The 5,015-nt window shown below is 73.6% G+C and carries 6 protein-coding genes; 2 read left to right on the top strand and 4 right to left on the bottom strand.

What is annotated here, in order from left to right; all coding sequences use genetic code 11:
* Positions 1 to 44 precede the first annotated feature (44 nt).
* Both ACI78R_RS23335 and ACI78R_RS23330 read right to left on the bottom strand, forming a co-directional pair.
* The gene (locus tag ACI78R_RS23335; protein ID WP_336032398.1) at positions 45 to 1,256 is read right to left on the bottom strand and encodes a fatty acid desaturase family protein; all 1,212 of its coding nucleotides are present in this window, start codon (positions 1,254 to 1,256) and stop codon (positions 45 to 47) included.
* A 67-nt stretch (positions 1,257 to 1,323) separates the two neighbouring features.
* Entirely contained in the window at positions 1,324 to 2,424 is a 1,101-nt protein-coding gene (locus ACI78R_RS23330; protein ID WP_073422041.1) for a ferredoxin reductase, read from the bottom strand.
* A gap of 103 nt (positions 2,425 to 2,527) precedes the next feature.
* Between ACI78R_RS23330 and ACI78R_RS23325 the strand changes: the two genes are divergently transcribed.
* Together ACI78R_RS23325 and ACI78R_RS23320 are read left to right on the top strand one after the other, a co-directional pair.
* Positions 2,528 to 3,709: a PucR family transcriptional regulator gene (locus ACI78R_RS23325; RefSeq protein WP_245794760.1), complete on the top strand. Its 1,182-nt coding sequence runs from the start codon at positions 2,528 to 2,530 to the stop codon at positions 3,707 to 3,709.
* A 136-nt stretch (positions 3,710 to 3,845) separates the two neighbouring features.
* The gene (locus ACI78R_RS23320; RefSeq protein WP_073422038.1) at positions 3,846 to 4,109 is read left to right on the top strand and encodes a hypothetical protein; all 264 of its coding nucleotides are present in this window, start codon (positions 3,846 to 3,848) and stop codon (positions 4,107 to 4,109) included.
* Positions 4,110 to 4,115: 6 nt separating this feature from the next.
* Here ACI78R_RS23320 and ACI78R_RS23315 read toward each other — a convergent pair whose 3' ends face one another.
* Positions 4,116 to 4,703: a class I SAM-dependent methyltransferase gene (locus ACI78R_RS23315; RefSeq protein WP_457042466.1), complete on the bottom strand. Its 588-nt coding sequence runs from the start codon at positions 4,701 to 4,703 to the stop codon at positions 4,116 to 4,118.
* Between the two features lie 89 nt (positions 4,704 to 4,792).
* Positions 4,793 to 5,015, bottom strand: a 223-nt coding sequence (locus tag ACI78R_RS23310; RefSeq protein ID WP_457042465.1) for an HNH endonuclease signature motif containing protein, incomplete at its 5' end; no start/stop codon positions are given.

Here is a 5,015-nt window from a genome sequence, read left to right as displayed (position 1 = left end):
GGGACGACGACGTCGTCCCGGGCCCCTCTGTCGTGCGCGGTGGATCAGGCAGCGGCGGCCATGGCGGCCTGCTCGCGGAGCAGCACGCGCCGGACGCGCGGCTTGCCGGTCGTCATCTTCCACAGCTTGCCCAGCTGGGTGGGCAGGTTGCGGGCGGTGGTGTTCTGCAGCCAGCCGTTCGGCAGCGACAGCCGGATGATCTTGTGCCAGGCCGACGCGACCTGCTGCGGCAGCGGCGCCGTGTGGTAGTTCAGGCCGTAGCGGTCGAACAGGTCACGGATCTTCGGCGCGATCTCGGCGTACCGGTTGCTCGGCAGGTCCGGGAACAGGTGGTGCTCGATCTGGTGCGACAGGTTGCCGGTCAGGATGTGCATCGCCTTGGAGCCGGAGATGTTGGCCGAGCCGAGCATCTGACGCAGGTACCACTCGCCGCGCGTCTCGCCGTCGATCGACTTCTTCTCGAAGGTCTCGACGCCCTCGGGGAAGTGCCCGCAGAGGATGACCGAGTTCGACCACAGGTTCCGCACGATGTTCGCGGTGAAGTTCGCGGCCAGGGTGGCGACGAAGTTCGGGCCCGACAGCAGCGGGTGGATGACGTAGTCCTTGCGCACCTGCCGGCCGATCTTGACCAGCACCTGCTTGGCCCGGCGGCGGAACTCCGGGTCACCGGTCTGCTTCTTGGCGATCACGGCGCCGAGCTCGAGGTCGTAGGCGGCGATCCCGTACTCGAAGAAGCAGGCGTTGACGAAGCTCCACAGCGGCTGGCCGAGGTACATCGGCGTCCACGGCTGGTCCTCGTCGACGCGCATGATGCCGTAGCCGAGGTCGTTGTCCTTGCCGATCACGTTCGTGTACGTGTGGTGCAGCTCGTTGTGCGAGTGCTTCCACTGCTCGGCCGGGCTCGCCATGTCCCACTCCCACGTCGTGGAGTGGATCTTCGGGTCGCGCATCCAGTCCCACTGGCCGTGCAGGATGTTGTGCCCGATCTCCATGTTCTCGAGGATCTTGGCGATCGACAGGCCGATCGTCCCGGCGATCCAGGCCGGCGGGAAACCGGAGGCCAGCAGGACGGCGCGGCTGCCCAGCTCGATCTTGCGGTGCACGTCGATGACCTTGCGGATGTAGCGCGCGTCGGCCTCGCCGCGGCTGTCCATCACGCCCTGGCGGATCTCGTCGAGCTCCTTGCCGATGAGCTCGATGTCCTCGGGGGTGAGGTGCTCGATCGGGTTGTCGGCCTTCTTCTGCAGCACGGTCATGTCTATGCGGCTCCTCTGGGTCTCGGTGTCGCGTAGGGGGGTCGGTGGTCTGTGAGCCGGGTCCTGCTCAGTGGTCGATGTCGCAGGCGCCGGCGGCAGCGCTGATGCAGGTCTGGACGAGGACGCCGTCGCCCGGGGCGGCGGTGGTCACCTCGCCGGTGCGCAGGTCGCGGACGGCGCCCTCGCGCAGCGGGAGGACGCAGCCGTAGCAGATGCCCATGCGGCAGCCGCTGGGCATGAGGACGCCGGCCTCCTCGGCGGCGTCGAGGATCGGGGTGGCCCCGTCGGCCTCGAGCGACGTCCCGTTCTTCGTGAAGGTGACCGTGCCGCCCTCGCCGGCGACCAGCACCTTCGGGCGAAAGCGCTCGGTGTAGAGCCGGTCGGAGAGGCCGGCGGCGGCCCAGTGCTCCTCCAGCGCCTCGAGCATGCCGACCGGCCCGCACGCCCAGGTGGCGCGCTCGGCGTGGTCGGGGACGAGCGCTGCGATCGCGGCGGCGTCGAGCATCCCGGCCGTGTCGGTGTGCTGCTCGACCAGCCGGATCCGGCCGTCGGCGGCCAGCTGCCGCAGCTCGGCGCCGAAGACGACGTCGTCGGCGGTGGGCGCGGAGTGCACGAGGACGACGTCGGCGAGCTCGGGGTGGTTGCGCAGGATGCCCATGACCGGGGTGATCCCGGAGCCGGCGGTGACGAACAGTGCCTTGGCCGGCAGCTGCGCGGGCAGGCAGAACTCGCCGGTGGCCTGGTCGAGCTGGACGACGGTGCCCGGCTCCGCGCGGCGGACGAGGTGGTTGCTGACCTTGCCGCCGGGGATGGCCTTGACCGTGACCGTGAAGCAGCCGTCGGTGCGGCCGAGGTCGGAGGTGATCGAGTACGCCCGCCACATGCGGACGCCGTCGACGTCGATGCCGATCCGCACGTACTGGCCGGGCCGGTGCGGCTGCCAGTCGGCGCCGGGCCGGATGACGACGGTGGCGGCGTCGCGCGTCTCGGGCAGGACCGCCTCGATGCGCCCGCGCAGCGCGGCGCCGGACCGCAGCGGGTCGATCAGGTCGAGGTAGTCGGCGGGCAGCAGGGGCGTGGTGACGAGCTCGGCGAGGCGCAGGGCGCGGTCGCGCAGCGCCTTCAGGGCCGGCCGGGCCGGGGAAGGGCGCGGAACGGTCGCGGTCATGTCCCTACAGTTCCCTGCGGCTCGCGTAACTACCTGTGCCTTCGACGTGAACGTGGACGCGGATACTGTTCGGAGCGAACAAGTGAGGTCACGAGGAGGTCACGTGACGGTGCAGCAGCAGACCTTCGCCGCCGATGTCGCGGAGGCCGTGATGGCCGAGCTGCCGGCGGTGGCCGAGCGGACCGTGGCGGCGATCGTCGTGGAGGTCCCCAGCTACGCCGAGGCGTTCCGCGGGCCGATGGGCCGCAAGATCGAGAACGCCGTCCAGCTCGCGCTCGCCGGGTTCCTGGAGCTCGCCACCTCGGCCGGTGGGGTCGACGCCAGCCGGCCGATCGACCCCGCCATCCAGGGCGCGTATGCGCTGGGCCGCGGGGAGGCGCGCACCGGCCGGTCGATGGACGCGCTGCTGGCCGCCTACCGGGTGGGGGCCCGGGTGGCGTGGCGGCACCTGAGCGCGACGGCGGTGGCGGCCGGCATGCCCGCGGGGTCGCTGGCCCGTTTCGCCGAGCTGGTGTTCGCCTACATCGACCGGCTGTCAGCGGCGAGCGCGTCCGGCCACGCCGACCACCTCGCGGCCAGCGGGCGCGAGCGGCGCCGGCAGCTGGAGCGGCTCGCGGAGCTGCTGGTCACCGGCGCGCCCGCCTACGAGCTGAACGTCGCGGCCGAGCGGGCGGACTGGACGCCGCCGCGCACCCTCACCGCCGTGCTGCTGCCGGAGGCCGACGCCCGCGGCGCGCTGGGGGTGCTCGACTCCCGCACGCTGCAGGCCGGCGAGGACCTGCCCGGCGCCGAGCCCTCCACCGAGCGGGCGGTGCTGCTCGTCCCCGACGCCGAGGGCTTCGCGCGCGCGGCGCTGCTGTCCTCGCTGGCCGGCCGGGGCGCCGTCGTCGGCCCGGCGCGGCCGTGGCAGGACACCCGCTCCTCGTACTCGCGGGCGCTCCGGGCGCTGCAGCTGGGCCTGCTCCCCGACGGCGAGGCGCCGGTGGACACCGAGGTCCGGCTCGCCGACCTGGTGCTGCGGGCCGACGGCGAGGCGCTGGCCGACCTGCGCGCGCAGGTGCTGGCGCCGCTCGACGACCTCGGTCCCGGGCCGCGGGAAAAGCTCCTGGAGACGCTGCGCTCGTGGCTGCTGCACCACGGCCGCCGCGAGCAGGTGGCCGCCGAGCTGTTCGTGCACCCGCAGACGGTCCGCTACCGGATGGGCCAGCTCCGCGAGCTGTACGGCGCCCGCCTCGACGACCCGACGACGGTGCTCGAGCTGACCCTCGCCCTGGGCGCCCGCTGACGCCCGGCCGCCGCGGGATCAGGCGGCGGGTCGCGGCGAACTGGCACGCCGTGCACAGGGTCCTGCCAGGCCGGGCCGCGAGGGTCGGACCCATCGCGGCACCGCCCCGGCGCCGCGGGCAGCGAGGAGGTCCGCCATGAACCGCACCCACGAGACCGTCGGCCGGCACGCCTGGGTCCGCCGTCCGCGCCCGTCCCTCCCGCCGGAGCTCACTGCCGACGTCGCCGTCGAGGTGGCCGCCGCCGCCCTCGCCGACCACCCCGGCGCGACCATCGAGTGGCTGGAGGTCGACGGCGACGGCCTGTTCGAGGCGCACCTGCGCGGTGCCGACGGGCAGACGCTCGTCGTCCACCTCGACGGTGACCTGCGGGTCGTCGGGTGGCTCGCCGAGGTCAGCTGACCGGGCTCACGAGGGGCGCAGCACCGCGACCAGGAAGTCCGAGTCCGCGGTGAACGCGTGCAGGTGCCAGCTCGACAGCAGCACGTCGGGCTCGAGGCCGGCGGCACGGGCGTCGTCGAGGAAGGAGTCGAAGGCGTAGTCGCGCCCGGCGCCGAAGCCGACCACCGCCCGGCCGCCGTCGGCGAGGTGGGCGCGGAAGCGCCGCAGCACCTCCACCCGCGTCGAGGGCGCCAGGAAGGTCACCACGTTGCCGGCGCACACGACGACGTCGAAGCGGTCGGGCAGGTCGAGCTCCGCGAGGTCGCCGACCAGCCACCGCGCGCCCGGGTGGTCCTGCTCGGCGGCAGCGATCAGCACCGGGTCGACGTCGACGCCGACGACGTCGTGACCCACCGAGGCGAGGTGCCCGCCCACCCGGCCAGGCCCGCAGCCGGCGTCGAGCACCCGCGCGCCGCGGGGCAGCATCGCGTCGACCAGCCGGGCCTCGCCGACGATGTCCATCCCGCCGGCGGCGAGGTCGCGGAAGCGCTGCACGTAGGCGGCCGAGTGGCCGGGATCGGCCTGCGTCATGCGCACCCAGAGGTTCTCGGTCACGCCGTCCACCCTCGCACGCCCGCCGGCCGCACCCGGGCATGCCGGCGGGCCGCCGTCCGGGGTGGGCGGCGGCGGGTCGGGTCGTGGGGTCAGGTGCGCAGCCGGGTGGTGGCGATGAGGATCTCGGTGCCGTCGGGCCGCCAGGTGCGCCACCGGTCGCCGACGCGTTGCACCCGGTAGCCGGAGTGGACCTTGGTGTGGTGGCGCTCGCAGAGCAGGGCGGAGTTGCCGAGGCTGGTCTGGCCGCCGTGTGCCCAGTGCAGGAGGTGGTGGACGTCGCAGAACCAGGTCGGGGCCTGGCAGCCGGCGAAC

This window comes from Geodermatophilus sp. SYSU D01106, assembly GCF_054049995.1.
Note: the sequence above shows the minus strand (reverse complement) of the source record. Positions and strands in the feature narration are given on the sequence as shown.

Excerpts from the sequence above, each read along its gene's own strand:
- ACI78R_RS23335 (WP_336032398.1), bottom strand. The coding sequence starts at position 1,256 with ATGACCGTGCTGCAGAAGAAGGCCGACAACCCGATCGAGCACCTCACC.
- ACI78R_RS23330 (WP_073422041.1), bottom strand. The coding sequence starts at position 2,424 with ATGACCGCGACCGTTCCGCGCCCTTCCCCGGCCCGGCCGGCCCTGAAG.
- ACI78R_RS23320 (WP_073422038.1), top strand. The coding sequence starts at position 3,846 with ATGAACCGCACCCACGAGACCGTCGGCCGGCACGCCTGGGTCCGCCGT.